The 15,994-nt window shown below is 68.8% G+C and carries 18 protein-coding genes, 1 tRNA gene and 1 riboswitch; of the genes, 3 read left to right on the forward strand and 16 right to left on the reverse strand.

The window, feature by feature from the left end; all coding sequences use genetic code 11:
* Nucleotides 1–178: 178 nt before the first annotated feature.
* The 12 genes from gcvP to PSS76_RS19090 form a co-directional block, all read right to left on the reverse strand.
* A complete protein-coding gene (gene gcvP, locus PSS76_RS19035; RefSeq protein ID WP_084846002.1) occupies nucleotides 179–3,019 on the reverse strand; it encodes an aminomethyl-transferring glycine dehydrogenase in 2,841 nt (946 codons plus the stop codon).
* 186 nt (nucleotides 3,020–3,205) lie between these two features.
* Nucleotides 3,206–3,312: riboswitch (glycine riboswitch) on the reverse strand.
* A gap of 62 nt (nucleotides 3,313–3,374) precedes the next feature.
* Nucleotides 3,375–4,001, reverse strand: a complete 627-nt coding sequence (locus PSS76_RS19040) for a MerR family transcriptional regulator (protein WP_005513087.1) — start codon at nucleotides 3,999–4,001, stop codon at nucleotides 3,375–3,377.
* A 227-nt stretch (nucleotides 4,002–4,228) separates the two neighbouring features.
* Entirely contained in the window at nucleotides 4,229–4,702 is a 474-nt protein-coding gene (locus PSS76_RS19045) for a bifunctional nuclease family protein (RefSeq protein WP_013416112.1), read from the reverse strand.
* Nucleotides 4,703–4,801: 99 nt separating this feature from the next.
* On the reverse strand, nucleotides 4,802–5,539 hold the full coding sequence (gene ftsR, locus PSS76_RS19050) for a transcriptional regulator FtsR (protein WP_013416113.1): 738 nt from the start codon (nucleotides 5,537–5,539) through the stop codon (nucleotides 4,802–4,804).
* Nucleotides 5,539–6,033 (reverse strand): glycogen accumulation regulator GarA, encoded by a 495-nt coding sequence (gene garA, locus PSS76_RS19055; protein ID WP_005513084.1) that lies wholly within the window; start codon nucleotides 6,031–6,033, stop codon nucleotides 5,539–5,541. The genes ftsR and garA overlap by 1 nt, the downstream gene beginning before the upstream one ends.
* Nucleotides 6,034–6,248: 215 nt before the next feature.
* Entirely contained in the window at nucleotides 6,249–6,653 is a 405-nt protein-coding gene (gcvH, locus tag PSS76_RS19060) for a glycine cleavage system protein GcvH (protein WP_005513083.1), read from the reverse strand.
* 44 nt (nucleotides 6,654–6,697) lie between these two features.
* Nucleotides 6,698–7,468 (reverse strand): DUF881 domain-containing protein, encoded by a 771-nt coding sequence (locus PSS76_RS19065; protein ID WP_372442274.1) that lies wholly within the window; start codon nucleotides 7,466–7,468, stop codon nucleotides 6,698–6,700.
* 5 nt (nucleotides 7,469–7,473) lie between these two features.
* Entirely contained in the window at nucleotides 7,474–7,824 is a 351-nt protein-coding gene (locus PSS76_RS19070; protein WP_013416116.1) for a small basic family protein, read from the reverse strand.
* Nucleotides 7,825–7,826: 2 nt separating this feature from the next.
* Nucleotides 7,827–8,633: a DUF881 domain-containing protein gene (locus PSS76_RS19075; RefSeq protein ID WP_044991051.1), complete on the reverse strand. Its 807-nt coding sequence runs from the start codon at nucleotides 8,631–8,633 to the stop codon at nucleotides 7,827–7,829.
* A 56-nt stretch (nucleotides 8,634–8,689) separates the two neighbouring features.
* Complete coding sequence (clsA, locus tag PSS76_RS19080; RefSeq protein ID WP_169819082.1) at nucleotides 8,690–9,277, reverse strand: cardiolipin synthase ClsA; 588 nt, start codon at nucleotides 9,275–9,277, stop codon at nucleotides 8,690–8,692.
* Between the two features lie 117 nt (nucleotides 9,278–9,394).
* Nucleotides 9,395–10,438: an SMP-30/gluconolactonase/LRE family protein gene (locus PSS76_RS19085; RefSeq protein WP_337456539.1), complete on the reverse strand. Its 1,044-nt coding sequence runs from the start codon at nucleotides 10,436–10,438 to the stop codon at nucleotides 9,395–9,397.
* Nucleotides 10,439–10,479: 41 nt separating this feature from the next.
* Nucleotides 10,480–11,097, reverse strand: a complete 618-nt coding sequence (locus PSS76_RS19090; protein ID WP_037085220.1) for an NUDIX hydrolase — start codon at nucleotides 11,095–11,097, stop codon at nucleotides 10,480–10,482.
* Nucleotides 11,098–11,324: 227 nt separating this feature from the next.
* Between PSS76_RS19090 and PSS76_RS19095 the strand changes: the two genes are divergently transcribed.
* The 3 genes from PSS76_RS19095 (at nucleotide 11,325) to PSS76_RS19105 (ending at nucleotide 12,588) form a co-directional block, all read left to right on the forward strand.
* On the forward strand, nucleotides 11,325–11,795 hold the full coding sequence (locus PSS76_RS19095) for a GyrI-like domain-containing protein (protein WP_064058868.1): 471 nt from the start codon (nucleotides 11,325–11,327) through the stop codon (nucleotides 11,793–11,795).
* Between the two features lie 63 nt (nucleotides 11,796–11,858).
* Nucleotides 11,859–12,356 carry a DUF732 domain-containing protein gene (locus PSS76_RS19100; protein WP_064058869.1) on the forward strand — a complete coding sequence of 166 codons (498 nt, stop codon included), beginning with the start codon at nucleotides 11,859–11,861 and terminating at the stop codon, nucleotides 12,354–12,356.
* Nucleotides 12,357–12,363: 7 nt separating this feature from the next.
* Nucleotides 12,364–12,588: a hypothetical protein gene (locus PSS76_RS19105; RefSeq protein WP_041674262.1), complete on the forward strand. Its 225-nt coding sequence runs from the start codon at nucleotides 12,364–12,366 to the stop codon at nucleotides 12,586–12,588.
* A gap of 82 nt (nucleotides 12,589–12,670) precedes the next feature.
* On the opposite strand, the gene PSS76_RS19110 is transcribed toward PSS76_RS19105, so the two are convergent.
* From PSS76_RS19110 to PSS76_RS19125, 4 genes are all read right to left on the reverse strand, one after another.
* A tRNA-Pro gene (locus PSS76_RS19110) sits at nucleotides 12,671–12,744 on the reverse strand.
* 151 nt (nucleotides 12,745–12,895) lie between these two features.
* Complete coding sequence (gene der / locus PSS76_RS19115) at nucleotides 12,896–14,341, reverse strand: ribosome biogenesis GTPase Der (protein WP_064076719.1); 1,446 nt, start codon at nucleotides 14,339–14,341, stop codon at nucleotides 12,896–12,898.
* A complete protein-coding gene (gene cmk / locus PSS76_RS19120) occupies nucleotides 14,338–15,030 on the reverse strand; it encodes a (d)CMP kinase (protein ID WP_337456540.1) in 693 nt (230 codons plus the stop codon). Before cmk ends, der begins: the two co-directional genes overlap by 4 nt.
* Entirely contained in the window at nucleotides 15,027–15,992 is a 966-nt protein-coding gene (locus PSS76_RS19125) for a pseudouridine synthase (RefSeq protein WP_005512980.1), read from the reverse strand. The genes cmk and PSS76_RS19125 overlap by 4 nt, the downstream gene beginning before the upstream one ends.
* Nucleotides 15,993–15,994: the final 2 nt, after the last annotated feature.

The following is a 15,994-nucleotide window of genomic DNA, read 5'->3' on the forward strand; positions in this document are numbered from 1 at the left end:
CATGTGCCGGGCGCACCGCCAGGTCAACGACGATCAGGTATCGGAAGGCGCAGACCGGACCAGTAGATTCGGTATTTCACTGACTTCCGTCTCGTCCGGATGTCCACAACCGCGCCCAACGTCGGCAGACGGTGAGGGCGGGTCCACGATCCGAGGGCCCGCCCTCACCTCTGGGACGTCAGCCGGAGTACGCCTCGATAGGCGGGCACGAGCACACGAGGTTGCGGTCGCCGTGGGCACCGTCGATCCGGCGTACCGCCGGCCACACCTTCGGCCGCGCGGTGCCGCGCGGGAACACCGCAATCTCCCGTGAGTAGGGGTGATTCCACTCGGAAACAAGACATTCGGCGGTGTGCGGAGCACCGCGCAGCGGATTGTCGTCGACCGGCCACTCCCCTGCCGCGACCCGATCGATCTCGCCACGAATCGAGATCATGGCGTCGCAGAACTCGTCGATCTCGGCCAGGTTCTCGCTCTCCGTCGGCTCCACCATGAGCGTGCCGGCGACCGGGAAGCTCATCGTCGGTGCGTGGAAGCCGTAGTCCGCCAGTCGCTTGGCGACGTCGTCGACCGTCACACCGGTCTCCTTCGTGAGCGGACGCAGATCGAGGATGCACTCGTGCGCCACCATGCCGTTCTCGCCCGTGTAGAGGACCGGGAAGTACTCGTCGAGGCGGCGGGCGATGTAGTTGGCCGAGGCGATCGCGGTCAGCGATGCCCGGCGCAGCCCCTGGGCGCCCATCATCTTGATGTACGTCCAGGTGATGGGCAGAATCGACGCACTACCGTAGGGTGCCGCCGACACCGGTCCGCAGTCACCCAGTTCGGGCGCCAGGGGGTGCCCGGGCAGGAACGGGGCCAGGTGCGAACGGACCCCGATCGGCCCCACGCCCGGACCGCCGCCGCCGTGCGGGATGCAGAACGTCTTGTGCAGGTTCAAGTGGCTGACGTCGCCGCCGAAGCGGCCCGGACGCGCGAGTCCGACGAGCGCGTTCAGGTTCGCACCGTCGACGTACACCTGACCACCGGCGTCGTGGACGGCCGCGCAGATCTCGCCGACCTCCTCCTCGTAGACGCCGTGCGTCGACGGATAGGTGATCATGATCGCGGCCAGGCGCTCGGCGTGGTCGGCGATCTTCGACCGCAGGTCGTCGAGGTCGACGTCACCGTTCCCGCGGCACGCCACGACCTCTACCCGCATACCAGCCATGACCGCGGACGCGGCGTTGGTGCCGTGCGCACTGGAAGGGATAAGGCAGGTGTCGCGGTGGTCGTCACCACGGCTGAGGTGGTAGTTGCGGATCGCGAGCAGACCCGCGTACTCGCCCTGGCTGCCGGCATTCGGCTGGAGGCTCACCGCGTCGTAGCCGGTGATCGCGGCCAACCATTCCTGCAGGTCCTCGACGACCTTCAGCATGCCGGGGGCGTCCTCGGGCGCAAACGGGTGCAGCTTCGAGAAGCCGGGCCACGTGATGGGCTCCATCTCGGCAGTCGCGTTGAGCTTCATGGTGCACGAGCCGAGCGGGATCATGCTGCGGTCGAGTGCGATGTCCTTGTCCGACAGTGCGCGCAGGTAGCGCAGCATCGCGGTCTCGGTCCGGTACTTCGTGAACGACTCGTGCTGCAAATACGCCGACGTGCGGTCGCCGAACGATGCCGGGGTGTAGGCGATCTCGGCATCGGCGGGCTTCCCGAACGCCGCGAGCACGGACTGCACGTGGGCCTCGGTGGTCGCCTCGTCGCACGCGACAGCCACGTGGTCGGCGTCGACCAGCCGCAGGTTCACGCCCCACGCCTTGGCGTTCGCGACGATCTCGTCGGCACGACCGGGCACCCGGGCCAGGACGGTGTCGAAGAATTCGTCGTGGACGACCTCGATGCCGGCCACTTGCAGGCCGGCGGCCAGGTAGGCGGCGCGCTGGTGGACCCGCTGCGCGATCGCCTTCAGCCCCTCCGCACCGTGATAGCTGGCGTACATCGCCGCGATGATCGCGAGCAGCACCTGCGCGGTGCAGATGTTGCTGGTCGCCTTCTCCCGGCGGATGTGCTGCTCACGCGTCTGCAGCGCCAGTCGGTATGCCTTGTTTCCGTCCGCGTCCACCGAGATGCCGACCAGGCGTCCGGGAAGCTGGCGGGCGTGCTTGCTGTGGACCGCGAGGTAACCCGCATGCGGGCCGCCGAAGCCCATCGGGACACCGAAGCGCTGGGTGGTGCCGAAGCACGCATCGGCACCCTGCTCGCCCGGCGGGGTCAGCAGCGTCATCGCCAGCAGATCTGCACCGACCGCCACCAGGGCGCCACGCTCGTGCGCTTCCACGATCATCGCGGCATGGTCGACGACCCGGCCCGACGCGCCCGGAAGCTGGGCGAGGACACCGAAGAACTCGCCGTCCGGCAGCCCCTGCGTCAGGTCCGCCTCGACGATCTCGATGCCGAGCGGCTCGGCGCGGGTGATCACCACGGCGCGGGTCTGCGGGAAGAGATCGGTGTCGAGGACGAACCTCGGCGACTTGCTCCGCGACGCCCGGCGCAGCAGCGTCATGGCTTCGGCCGCGGCCGTGCCCTCGTCGAGCATCGACGAGTTCGCGATCTCCATACCGGTGAGGTCGCCGACCATCGTCTGGAAGTTCAGCAGCGCCTCGAGCCGACCCTGGCTGATCTCGGGCTGGTACGGGGTGTACGCCGTGTACCAGGCGGGGTTCTCGAGGATGTTCCGCACCAGCACGGGCGGGGTGAGCGTGTCGTAGTAGCCGAGACCGATCATCGAGGTGGCGACGGTGTTCCGCGCTGCCTGCTCGGCGAGGGCCGCGAGGGCCTCGTGCTCGGAAAGAGGCGCATCCAACGCGTCCAGGCCCGCCGCGACACCGTCGGAGGCGGGATCGAGGATGCTGTCCGGAACGGCGCGCGCTGCGAGTTCATCGAGAGAGTCGACGCCGACGACGTCGAGGATGCGTGCCAGTTCGGCCGAATCGGGGCCGACGTGACGGTCGGCGAACGAATGGCTACGAGCGTCGATCAAGTGAACTCCCAGGCGGTTCGACGGGTACAGGATGCGTTCCGGCGGAACGGTCCTCCCCCTCTGTCGCCTGCTCGATCTTCCGAGCGCCTGAGAGATTCGGCTGCCACACCGGCCGGGCGGAGACTCGGACGGCGTACGCCTTTCCCCGTGGGCGGGTGGGTGCTCCCACCGCTTTCCAGAGGCGTCGGAGCCCGCACGGTCCTGGGTGCCTGAGAGATTAACGGGGAGGTGCTGCTCCTTCGGCGCCCGGGCAGCACATACAGATCTGCCCGGAACTCTCCCGCGCGACGGCGACGCACCGTCAGTCTATGTCACGACCGCGCGCCTACCGAACAGGCTGAGCGGCGGTGATCGCCTAGCCGGTCTTGCGTGCGCCGCGGTTCTTCCGGCGCGACGCCAACTCGTCCTCGGGGCTCTGGGTGGCCTCGCCACCGTCCGCGCGCTCGGCCGGGAAATCGGCGATCGTTCCGGTCAGCTCCCGCATCGCGCCACTGACCGCGATCCCGAACACGCCCTGACCACCCTGCAGCAGGTCGACTACCTCCTCCGGAGACGTGCACTCGTAGACGGTGGTGCCGTCGGAGAAGAGGGTGATGCGCGCCAGATCGCCGACACCGCGCTGGCGCAGGTGGTCCACCGCGACGCGAATGTTCTGCAGTGAGATGCCGGTGTCGAGGAGACGCTTCACGATCTTCAGGACGAGGATGTCCTTGAAGGAGTACAGCCGCTGACTGCCGGAGCCGGCGGCCCCGCGAATCGACGGGACCACGAGGTTGGTGCGGGCCCAATAGTCGAGCTGCCGGTAGGTGATGCCGGCGATCTGACATGCCGTGGGCACCCGGTAGCCGACGAGCTCGTCGGGAACGGTGTCGTCGGGGAACAGTCCGGGCTGCACGTCGTCGACGGTCGACGTCTCGATCGATGCCTGGCCGGTTGCCTCGTCGGCGAGGTCCAACTGCTGCTCCTGCGGCCGATCTCCCACGGACTACTCCCTCTCGTGTGTTCAGTGGCGGTGACGGTACTGCCGAACTTCTGCAACCCGTCGATCACACACTCGTGACATCGAGTAAACCCGAACTGTGGATCCACTCAGCGTACGCCCCGGATTCACAGCGTGGCGCGCGTTCGCATGCAAGACGCTAGGGACCCGCGGGGGCCGGGTCAACGCGACGCGCCCAAGAGTCTCAACCTGAACTTGAGGTTGAGGAGTCAGCCGTCGGTGGCCTTGAAATCGTCCGGAGAGACCGACTCGAGAAATTCCTTGAACTTCTCCACCTCGTCCTCGCGCTCGTCCGGCATCACCAGCCCGGCTTCTGCGAGCACCGCCTCCTCGACGAAGATCGGCACGCCGATCCGAAGCGCGATGGCCACGGAGTCCGAAGGACGGGCCGAGACCCGCACATCCCCGTCGAACACGAGATCCGCGTAGAAGGTGCCGGCCTGCAGATCCACGATCCGCACTTCGCGCAGCGTGTGCCCGAACGCATCGAGCAGATCCTTGATGAGGTCGTGCGTGAGTGGGCGCGCGGGTTCCACTCCCTGCTGCTCCAGCGCGATCGCCGTCGCTTCCGTCTGGCCGATCCAGATCGGCAGATAGCGATCACCGTTGCTCTCCCGCAGCAACAGCACCGGCTGGTTCTGCGGCTGCTCGACACGGATCCCGATCACACGCATCTCACTCATCGCGTCCTCCACCTCGTACCGGTGACCGGATCCACCGCGGACGGCGGACGAGCCCCGCTTGACGTACTGCCCCGATTCTATTCGAACCTGCTGTGGTCGTCAGCGATCGAGCGCTCCACGAACCGCAGCCTTGACGAGGCACGTGTGCAGAGTCAGTGACAGCGCCGCGAGTTCGCGGACCATCTCCTCCGCGCGATCGCGCGCACCTGCATCGCGTCCCTTCGCGACCGGACCGGCGATCTGGGCGACGAGGCCTGCTTCGCGGTCGGCGGCGAGCTTGAAGGCCCGCAGATGCCGCACCTCGAGCCCGAACTCGGACATCGCCTTCGCGGTCCGCGCCAGGATGACCGCGTCCTCGTCGAAGAAACCGGCGGCTCCGGGCACCACCAGTCCGCTGCGCAGGAGTTCGTTCAGGAACTTGACGTCGATGCCGGAACGTTCGATCAGGTCGTCTCGGCTGATCCGCACCTCACGGTCGGACCGGAACTCCTCGGGGGACACCTCCCCCGGGGCTACCGCGAGGGGGCGTGGGCGCCGGGGAGCCGAATCGACGGCGCCCACGGTGGCCGCGCCCTTGTCGATCGCCTCCAACTGTTCCTTGATCACCTTCAGCGGCAGGTACTGGTCCCGCTGTGCCGTGAGCACGTAGCGAAGCCGCTCGCAGTCCGCGATCGAGAACCGCCGATAGCCCGACGGCGTCCGTTCGGGGCTGATGAGCCCCTCGGCCTCCAGGAACCGAATCTTGGAGATCGTGACGTCCGGGAAATCCGGACGCAGTCGATCGAGCACCGTGCCGATCGACATGCCCGTGGCGGCGTCCTGCCGAACGGCGGTCATCAGCTACCTGCACCCGCCGCGGATTCGCCGATCTGGGGGCCGCCGCTGTTGCCGCGCGGGCCGGTGAGGAAGACCAGTCGGAACTTGCCGATCTGGACCTCGTCGCCGTTCGCCAGCACCGCCGAATCGACGGGCTCGCGGTTGACGTAGGTGCCGTTGAGGCTTCCCACGTCGACCACCTGGAACTCGTCGTCGTCCTGGCGGAACTCGGCGTGCCGACGACTGACCGTCACGTCGTCGAGGAAGATGTCGCTGTCGGGATGCCGGCCGGCCGACGTGGTCGGCTGGTCGAGCAGGAACCGCGAGCCCGCGTTGGGGCCTCTCTTCACGACGAGCAGCGCGGACCCGGCAGGCAGACCCTCGACCCCGGACACCGGAGCCTCGGCCGTCTGCGACGACTGGGTGTCCATCTCGCTGAGAAAATCCGCACGGAAAACCGATGTGGTCTCGGCCGGCGTTTCTCCGTAAACCGCATCGTTGCCGTTCTCGCTCACCGTTTCTCCTCCTCAATCCGACGAACCGGGAGCGCTCGCGGCGCTCCCGGGTTCACGCGGTCCAACTCGGCCCCGACGACGTCGTGTGACGACGCCGCGGCCACGATCACATTCCGATGCGGATGTGCGCACCGAGACGGCCTTGCGCTCACCTCGACCGTACCCTGAGAGTGCCGGTGCGTGTAGGTGGACAGGCCGCGCGGCGACCCGCGAAATCAGCTCCCGGACAGCGCGAGGTAGGCCTCGGCGTCCAGGGTTGCGGCGAGCACCGAGTCGAGGCCCGCCTCGTCCTCGACCTCGAGGTCCACGAGCCAGCCGTTTCCGTACGGCTCGGAGTTCACCAGCTCGGGGCTGCCGTCCAGATCCTCGTTCACGGCAACCACTTTCGCGGTCAGCGGCGCATAGATGTCGGACACGCTCTTCGTGGACTCGACCTCGCCGAACGAGTCGCCGGAGGTCACGTCCTCCCCCACTGCGGGGAGCTGGACGAACACGACGTCACCGAGCTGCGACTGGGCGAAGTCGGTGATGCCGACTCGTACCGTCGTCGGACCCGTCCGCCGCACCCATTCGTGCTCTGCTGTGTAGCGCAGATCGTCGGGGGTAGCGAGCTCACTCACGGTGGCGTCCTTTCGAGGAGGTCCGACGAGCGGACCGCAGAAGATCAGTTTCCGGGATGAGCGTATTGGCGCGGTGAGATCTCCCGCAAGGCGGTCACGGTGACCTGCGGCGATTGTTCGATCCGCAATTGTCCGCCGCTCCGCGCGACGGTGTCGACCACGCCGCCGGGGATGTTCAGGGCCGCAGCCAGCGTCGGCGGATCACCGATCGCGACGACGCGGAACGGCGCGGACACGTTGCGCCCGTCGACCGTGATGTCGCCCCCGCCGCCGCTGACCCACGAGTCCACCCCGATCCGGATCGGGTCCGCACCGGCACCCTGCATCTCGATCGCCTCCGCTCCCGCGGCCCGCAGTTCCTGCAGTAGGTCGAGGATCACCTCGGAGCCGACCGACCTGCCGGGATCCTGGATCGTCAGCGTCACCCCGGGCCCGGTCGCGGCCACCGTGCCGACCTGGATGGAGAGCGCCGACAGGCGGGCCTTCGCCTCGTCGAGCGCGGCGCCCGAACCGCCCCCACCGGCTTCGAGTTTCGACAGGGTCTGTTCGAGTCCGGCGATCTCCTGCCGCAGCGCCGCCTCGCGCTGGTTGAGGTTGCCGAGAACGACGAGCAGGTCCGCGGGGCGGGCAGAGTCGAGGTTGTCGCCCGAGCCGGTACTGGTCACCTGCGTCGCGATCGCCACACCCAGCGCTGCCATGAGCAGGACCGCGAGCAGTCCGAACCCGAAACGCGCGCGGGATCGTGCCGGTCCCTTCGACGGCATCTCGTGCCGCCCGTCGGTCCGTGGCCCGGTGGGAGTCCCGTTGTCCTGCATGCCGATCACGCTCCGAACAGGCGCCGCCGCAGTGCGGCCGCGTTCCCGAAGATGCGGATGCCGAGCACGACGATGATCGCGGTGGACAGCTGTGTTCCGACGCCCAGTTGGTCACCGAGCCAGACGATCAGCGCGGCGACGAGAACGTTGAACACAAAGGACACGACGAAGACCTTCGAGTCGAAGATCTCGTCGAGGTAGGCACGCAGGCCGCCGAAGACGGCGTCGAGGGCGGCGACCACGGCGATCGGCAGATAGGGCTGGACGGCGTCGGGCACCTGCGGGCTGAACACGACCCCGACGACGATGCCGACGACGAGTGCGAGCACTCCGTAGAGCGCGTATCCACCCTTCACTTTCACGGGGCCCCCGTTTCCTTTGCGTACCGCACTTCACGACCTGCCGCAGCGGGCAGCTGCAGGTCGTCCGACTCGGCGATGGTGAAGCCCACGCCGTAGAAATCGCGGACCGCCGCCATCCGAAGGTAGGCGTCGCTCACGACGAAACTCGTCTGCAACTTGGCGGGCGGTCCGATGGCCGAGACCCGGTAGGGCGACGGCACGGGCTGATTGTCGACGAGCATCGCCCCGCCCGCTTGGCGGATCGTGACGCCCGGACCGATCCGGACGTCGCCGACGGCGACGGCTTCCGCTCCGCTGGCCCAGAGCGCATTGACGACGGACTGCAGATCCCGGTCGAGCACACCGGACTGCGGCGAGCCCGGCACCCGCTGTGACGAGTCCGACAGGTCGGGGCGGGCGGCAGGGTCGGTCAACGTCACGACGATGCCGGGTCCGTGCACGGGTTCCGCCGCGGCGGCGGACTCGAGGGTTCGCAGTTCGGTGAGCAGCTGGGCGCCCTCCGCGTCGCCGGCGAGCACCTTGGCCCGCAGGTCGTCGACGCGTGCGGTCAGATCGTCGCGTGTGGTGGCGAGGCTGCGGCCGCGGTCCTCGGCGTCACGCACCTTCGTCAGCATCTCGGCTCGGGTCGCGTCCGCGTCGGAGGCCGACGACGACGCCTGCGCGTACGCGATGCCGAACACCATTCCCACCAGCAGCGCCCCGAGCGCGATCCACGCGCCGGCCGCGATGCGGGGCGGCTTCGAGTGCCCCTGTTCCCGATCCGCAGCCGCCCCGGCGTATCCGGGGTCGAGGTGATCGTTCATGAGGGACTTCAGCAGCGACGGGACCGGATTCCGTCGCACCGACCGGGGCGCGTCGCTCACGGGCCGCTCCGGGCCACCGCGCGCGCCACGCCGACCGCTTTCGCGATGTAGATGACCGCGGTCCAGACGTAGAGCACCGTTCCCCACACGAGCAGTGCGTAGCCCCAGGCGTTCGCGATCGCCGCTCCTGCCCAGTCGCTCTGGGCGGCCAGCAGGATCGGGAGTGCGAACATCAACGCGAACGTCGCGGCCTTGCCGAGGTAGATCACGTCCGGCGGGGGAAGACCCCGACGGCGGTACACCGGGAGCGTGAGCGCGAGGATCAAATCGCGCCCGATCAGGATCGCGGCGAGCCACCACGGGATGATGTCGCGCAGGACGAACGCGACGAGCGTCGAGATGACGTACAGACGGTCGACGAACGGATCGAGCAGGGCCCCGAGGCGCGACATCTGGTTCAGCAGGCGGGCCAGTTTGCCGTCCGCCCAGTCCGTGAATCCACTGAGCATCAGCACTGCCAACGCCCAGCCGTCGGCCTGCGGTCCCAGCAGCAGATACAGGAACAGCGGCACGCCCGCTAACCGGATCATGCTCAGAACGTTGGGGATCGTGAGAATGCGGTCGGCGCCGGGACTGGAGCTCACGTTCTGCTGTCCTACCGCGTCCACCAACGATCCTCTCGGCTCCCGTGCTGTGTCGGTACGCCACCCTTCCACATGCGGTGTCGCATTTCAGCGACCGACCGGGCAGGGCCGCGGCGCTCAGATGCCGAGCGTGTTGCGGGGCACGCGGGCGATCGCTCCGGCGGTGAGGCTGCCGAGGTACAGCCATTCGGGGGTTTCGCGGACGCCCGTGACCGGCGAGTAGCTGCCCTTCCCGCCCTGCAGGCTGTGGACGATGCGCCCGGCCGCATCGAGGCCGAGGACCCACGCGCGGTGTTCCGGGTCCGGTTGGACGAACGCCGGCAGGTTCGCTGTCACGACGCGCAGGGTCGGGTGCGGGGCCACTCGGTCGAGCAGTGGCATTCGCGGGCTGTACAGCGCCACCCAGAAGATGCCGTCGGCGGTCTGCGACGCGACATTGTCGGGAATACCCGGCAGGTTGTCCGCCCAGACCGACACCGCGCCCGTGCGCGGACCGGTCAGCTCGACCCGCTGGATCCGGTAGGACCCGGTCTCGGCGACCACCACGAACGACTCGTCACGCGCGAGCCCCACCCCGTTCGCGAACTGCAGCCCACTCGCGAGCAAGTCGATCTCACCGGTGCCCGGATCGAAGCGGAGCAGTCTGCCGGTACCCGAATGCTCGAGCAGATCCAGGCGGTGGTTCGGCACGGTGAACCTCGACGACGAGTCGGTGAAGTACACGACACCGTCCCGCGCGACGGCCGAGTTGTTGCATGCGAGCAGCGGAGTACCGAGAGCGGTGTCCGCGAGCAACTCCACGCGTCCGGTCTCGTCGACGCGCAGCAGTCCCCGTTCGCTGTCGCAGACCAGGTATCGGCCGTCGCCCAGCACCTCGACGCCGAGTGGCCGGCCTCCGGTGTGGGCGAGTTCGGTGGGTCTGCCGTCGGCGTCGAAACGCCACAGCCGTCCGTCCTCGCCCCCGGTGATCACGCGTCCCTCACCGTCGACGGCGACGTCCTCGGGTCCTCGGCCCGTAGGGAGCTTCCATTGTTCGGTCGCGTCGAGCTGGCGACCTGGCGCGAGCACGCCGGTGAGCGCGGGCGCGGCGGGCGGCTGCCAGGCCACCGGCTCGATCCCGGTGCGGTCGAGTGCGCGCAACGCCGATCGCAGGAGGGTCACCGCGCTGACGCTAGTCCGGACGGCTGTCGTTCAGGCCGATTTCAGCGCCACGCGAAGCTGGGCTGCGCGAACGCGGACACCCGGGTGTGCCTGCCGTGCAGCACGACCTCGCAGAACTGGTGGATCACGGCCCCGGTGGGCGCATGGATGTGCTCGCCTCGGAACGGCCAGCACGCCACCGGCTCGCCCGATCCCGGTATGTCGGTCAGCTGTGTCGGCACGTCGAGTTCGTCCAGCGGAACCGCGAACACGTGGGCCACCTCGGCCGGACTGGGCACCACCGAGTCGACGGACCGGTCCGACCACACCACGAACGGGGTCATGACGTAGCCGGACCGCGTCACGTAGTCGTCGAGACGGCCGAGCACGTTCTCGGGATCGACGTCGACGCCGAGTTCCTCGGCCAGCTCGCGCAGCGCGGCATCCTGCGCGGTCTCACCGGCGTCGAGGCGCCCGCCGGGCAGTGCGAACTGGCCCGCGTGCGCCCGCATCTTCGCGGGCCGCAACGTCAGAGGAAAGACCGGAATGCCGTCCTCGCCCTGCATCACGGCGATCACGACGGCTGCGGCACGCCGCTCCCCCAGCGGTACCGTCATCGCGTCGAAGTCGTCGAGCCTCGCCCGGATCTCGTTCTTCGACAGCCGCTTCGCCTCCGCCATGTCCACCTCCCGCACCCCGCACCGCTGTTCGATCGATCATGCCCCATGCAGCCAGGTCCCCCGATATCGTGAGTGCCTGCGATTGGGGTTCGGATGAACATGTCGTCGCGCTTTCTCTCCCACCGGTTCCGGTGCGGCCTCCGCGGCCCCGAGTGCCGCCGCCGCGCCACCCGATCCGATGCCCGGTGTGCGGCAGGCTTCGAGGGCTTTCCCGCGGGAGACGAATCGTGAGCTACGACATCCGGTTTCAGGACCGCGACGAGCAGCCTGCGGGAGTCGTGGCAGGCGACGTCACCGTCGACCGGATCGCCGACTTCATCGGGGCAGCGTTCCGTGAGGTCGTCGCGGCCGCGGAGCGTTCCGGGACAGCGCTCGCGGGTCCGCCGTTCGCTCGGTACCGCCCGCTTCCGGGCGGCGTGTGGAACGTCGAGGCGGGCTTCCCGCTCGACCGCGAGATCGCTCCGGACGGAGAGGTGGAGCCGACCGCGCTGCCTGCGGGACCGGTCGTCACCACCGTCCATGTGGGCGGCTACGACACGGTCGAACCCGCGTACATCGCGTTGACGTCATGGATCGCCGAACACGGTTACCTCACCGTCGGGGAGGCGTGGGAGTGCTACCTCGACGGCCCGAACGTGCCCGATCCACGCACCGAGATCGTCATGCCCGTCACCCGGCCCGATGCCCGACTGAACTGACGGTTCATTCGATGCCGCCCCCGGCAGCGCGCCTGTCGGACAGGTAAGGAAAGATCGCGCATCGTGATTCGCTCGGCTCGGCTCGGCCTCTTCTCCGCCCTCTCCACCTCTGCTTTGATTCTCACGGGGTGCAGCGGCACCCCGACCGACGGAGAGCCGGTCGTCATCTCGCGTGCGGCCCCGGCACCGGCCGCGGTGACGACCCCCGTCGACGCCCTGCCGCGCATCCAGACCACCCCGGCCGTCACACCGGCGACCGAGCAGGGCACCACCGCGCGCGTCCCCGCGCCCGAAGCGGATTCGGCACGCGTCCTCGAACCGACCACGGAACTGAGCACCGAGGATCTGCTGTTCCTGTCGTACATCACCGAGTTCACGTTGATGGAGAAGTCGGAGAGCGACCAGATCCGTCTCGGGCTGTCGATGTGCAACTCGCTCTACCGGGGCCGCAGCAAGGCCGCCGTCACCACCGACTACGTGGGCGACGGCCGCTACACGACGCCCGAGATCACGAACGTCCTGGGAGCAGCGACGGTCTCCTACTGCCCCGAGTTCGCGTGACATCCCGATGACCGACGCGATCCCGTACGAGGAGATGCGACGCATCCTCGGCCTCCCCGTCCGCCGTACCCGGATCTCGGCGCCGTGGGCGATTCGCAAGCTCGACGCCGGTGCCCATGTCGGGCACTGGGGTGTCTGGAAGGTCTCCGGCGGAACCCGTGAACTGATCGACGCCCACCGCACGTGGACCGACGCGATCACGGACGTGAGCAGCCGTTCGGACCACCGCTGACGTCGACGTCCGCGGGCCGACCCGGGAGCCGCCGTCGGAACGACAAAAGTCCCAGGTGAATGATCACCTGGGACTTTTTCGGTCGGGCTGACAGGATTTGAACCTGCGACCACTTGACCCCCAGTCAAGTGCGCTACCAAGCTGCGCCACAGCCCGTCCACGCCCTCGTTCGGGCGCCTCAGAAGATTACAACAGTGTCGCTCCGGAAAGCGAATCGCCAGGTCAGAGGCAACTTTCGGGCTTCCGCTGCCCCCGCCGCACGAGTCCGGTGCCGGTTGGCCACCGAAACCCGTGCGACGTTGGACGATCAGCGCCTCTTGTTGCCGCGGTCCCGCTTCTCCCGGACCCGCACGGAGATGCGGACGGGACTGCCGTCGAAGCCGAACTCCTCCCGCAGGCGACGCTCCAGGAAGCGGCGGTAGCCGGCCTCGAGGAAGCCCGTGGTGAACAGCACGAAGGTCGGCGGGCGGGTGCCCGCCTGCGTCGCGAACATGATCCGCGGCAGGCGTCCGCCACGCATCGGCGGCGGCGTGGCCGCCACGACCTCCTTGAGCCAGTTGTTGAGGCGTCCGGTCGGAATGCGCTTGTCCCACGACTCCAACGCCGTGTCGAGCGCGGGGACGAGCTTCTGGACGGCCCGGCCGGTGTGCGCGGAGATGTTGACCCGCTGCGCCCACGGCACGCGGACCAGTTCGCGATCGATCTCCTTCTCGAGCATCAGACGCCGGTCCTCGTCGACCAGGTCCCACTTGTTGAAGGCGAGCACCAGTGCCCGGCCCGTGTCCGCCACCATGCTCAGGACGCGCAGGTCCTGCTCGGTGATCGGCTTCGACGCGTCGATCAGCAGGATCGCGACCTCGGCGGCCTCGATCGCCGACTTGGTGCGCAGTGACGCGTAGAACTCGTGGCCACTGGCGTGGCTGACCTTCTTGCGCAGGCCGGCGGTGTCGACGAACTTCCACACCTTGCCACCCAGCTCGACGAGCGAGTCGACGGGGTCGACGGTGGTGCCGGCGACGTCGTGCACCACCGAACGCTCGTCACCGGACAGCTTGTTGAGCAGGCTCGACTTGCCGACGTTCGGTTTGCCGACGAGCGCGACACGCCGCGGCCCGCCGCCGCCGGTGCCCTCGCGCGGAGTCTCCGGCAGCACCCGCAGAACCTCGTCGAGCAGATCGCCGGTGCCGCGGCCGTGCGTGGCGCTCACCATGTGCGGTTCGCCCAGACCGAGCGACCACAGTGCAGCGGCCTCGGCCTCGGTGCGGGCGTCGTCGACCTTGTTCGCGACGAGGATGACCGGGGTCTTGGACCGGCGCAGCACGCGCACCGCGGCCTCGTCCGTCGCGGTCGCGCCGACGACGGCGTCGACCACGAGCAGGATCGCGTCGGCGGTGTTCATGGCCAACTCGGCCTGACGGGCGACCGACTGCTGCAGCCCCTTCGCGTCGGGCTCCCAGCCACCGGTGTCCTGCACCATGAATCGGCGTCCGGCCCAGTTGGCGTCGTACGAGACGCGGTCACGCGTGACGCCGGGGATGTCCTCGACGACGGCCTCACGACGGCCGATGATGCGGTTGACGAGCGTGGACTTGCCCACGTTCGGCCGTCCGACCACTGCGAGTGTCGGTACGGCGACGTGCTCCTCGCCGTCCTCGCCGTCGAGGAAGTCGGCGAGGTCCCAGTCGGATTCCTCGCTCCAGATTCCGTCGCCGGCGTACTCGGTCGCCGAATCTGCTGAATAATCGTCGGTCACTGCACTGCTCCAGTTCTGTCGCCTACCACCAGCAGCAACCTGCCGATCACGTCTTCGATGCCCAGTTCGCTGGTGTCCACCGTCACCGAATCCTCCGCCGGGCGCAACGGAGATACCGCGCGGGTGGAATCGAGGTGGTCGCGACGCTGCACGTCGGCGAGGACGGCGGCGAAGTCGTCACCGCGCCCCTCGGCGATGTTCTGGGCGTTGCGCCGCGTCGCCCGCGCCTCCGCGGAGGCCGTCAGGAAGATCTTCACGTCCGCGTCCGGCAGGACCACCGTGCCGATGTCGCGGCCTTCGACGACGATCCGCCCCGCCTGCGCCACGATGCGGCGCTGCAGATCCACCAGGAACGTCCGGACCTCGGGTACCGCGGACACCGCGGACACGGCCTGAGTGACGGCCGCGCTCCGAATCTCGGCGGTGACGTCCTCGCCGGCCAGTTGCACACCGTCAGCCTCGGGATCGGTGCCGATCGACAGCGGCAGCGACGCCGTGGCCTTCGCGATCGCGGCCGGGTCACCGAGGTCGACGCCGTGACGCAGTACGTGCAGCGTCGCGATGCGGTACATCGCCCCGGTGTCGAGGTAGCGCGCGCCGAGGGCGATCGCGACCCTGCGCGACACACTGGACTTGCCGGTGCCGGACGGGCCGTCGATCGCGACGACCAGCGCGGTCCCGTCCGTCACAGACCCACCGCCCCGTACAGGCCGCCGACCTCGCCGCGACCGAGAACCCGCAGGGTGCCGGGACGACCGTCGCCGAGCGCGACATTGCCGATGTCGGTGCGGACCAACCGCACCACCGGGTGCCCGACGGCTTCGAGGAGGCGGCGCACGATGTGCTTGCGGCCCTCGTGCAGCACGACGCGGACCAGCGACTTGCCACCGTTGACGTCGAGGAGCGTGAACGCGTCGACCTTCGCGGGCCCGTCGTCGAGTTCGACGCCGGCCTTGAGGGTCTTTCCGACGTTGCGGTCGACGACGCCCTGGACGGTGGCCAGGTAGGTCTTCGGCACCTCGTACGACGGGTGCATCAGCCGGTGCGCGAGGTCCCCGTCGTTGGTGAGCAGGATCAGGCCTTCGGTGTCGGCGTCGAGACGGCCGACGTGGAACAGGCGCTGACCGGCCGAGACGCGCTCGGAGACGATGTCACCGATGCAGGGACGGCCGAGGTCGTCGGACATCGTCGACTGCCAGCCACGCGGCTTGTTCAGCGCGATGTGGACGAGGTCCTTCTTCACGACGACGCGGATGCCGTCGACGCGGACGATGGCGTTCTCGGGATCGACGCGCAGGCCCTGTTCGAGGACGATGCGACCGTCGACCTCGACCCGGCCCTGGTCGATGAGTTCCTCCGCGGCGCGCCGGGAGGCGACGCCGGCCTGCGCGAGCACCTTCTGCAAGCGCACACCGTCGCCCTTCATCGGCGCACGCTCGCGGTCGACGTCGGCGTACTGGTGCTTCGCGGGCTTCGCGTTGCTGATCGTGGGAGTGTGCGACTGCGCCTGGGCGCGCTGGGGCTTGGCCGACTTCGGCTTGCCCCGCTTGTTCGTCTGCTGCTTGTTCGCAGCGGTGGATCGGGCGGCGCCCTTGGCGGGCTGCCTCTTCTTACGGTCCGGTGTGCCATCACGGCGAGCGGGCTTGTTCACTT

The sequence above is a fragment of the Prescottella sp. D32 genome, from assembly GCF_037287305.1.
Classification (GTDB): domain Bacteria; phylum Actinomycetota; class Actinomycetes; order Mycobacteriales; family Mycobacteriaceae; genus Prescottella; species Prescottella equi.